The organism is Pseudomonas sp. 30_B (genome assembly GCF_017491605.1).
Classification (GTDB): domain Bacteria; phylum Pseudomonadota; class Gammaproteobacteria; order Pseudomonadales; family Pseudomonadaceae; genus Pseudomonas.
Map to the genome: position 1 here is coordinate 1 of NZ_JAFGYY010000171.1, position 521 is coordinate 521.

Genomic DNA, 521 nt, shown 5'->3' on the forward strand with positions numbered 1-521 from the left:
TGTCGCAGCGGCTCGGCGAGACGTTCAGCGTCGTCTGCGCGTCGCGCGGCTACATCGAGCAGCACGGCGCGCCGCAGCGGCCGCAGGATCTTGCCGGCCACGTCTGCCTTGGGATGGTCGCGCCGGGCCTGTACTGGGACGAATGGAAGCTGGTGGGGCCGCAGGGCGAGCAGAGCGTGACGCTCGCGCCGCCGCCGTTTCGCGTGAACGTCGCCGAGGCGCTCGCGACCGGCATTCGCGAGGGCATGGGCATCGGCGTGCTGCCGCTCTATTCGGCGATCGCCGGGTTGCGCAACGGCGATTTCGTGCGCGTGATGCCCGAATACCGGTCGCACGTGATGAACATCTACGCGCTCTACGCGTCGCGCCAGTATCTCGACGCGAAGATCCGCACGTGGGTCGATTTCCTGCGCGACGAGTTGCCGTCGATCCTCGAAGCCGACGAGGCGGCGCTCGAGCGCTTCACCGTGCAGACCTGATCCGCCGCGGCGCGCGGCGGCGCGGAATTGACGCATTTTGAC

1 protein-coding gene is annotated in these 521 nt (G+C 68.7%); it reads left to right on the forward strand.

The genetic code is table 11. The features are described 5' to 3' along the window. A partial coding sequence (locus J5M67_RS27775; RefSeq protein WP_207888591.1) for a substrate binding domain-containing protein occupies nt 1-479 on the forward strand: 479 nt, incomplete at its 5' end. Nucleotides 480-521 lie beyond the last annotated feature (42 nt).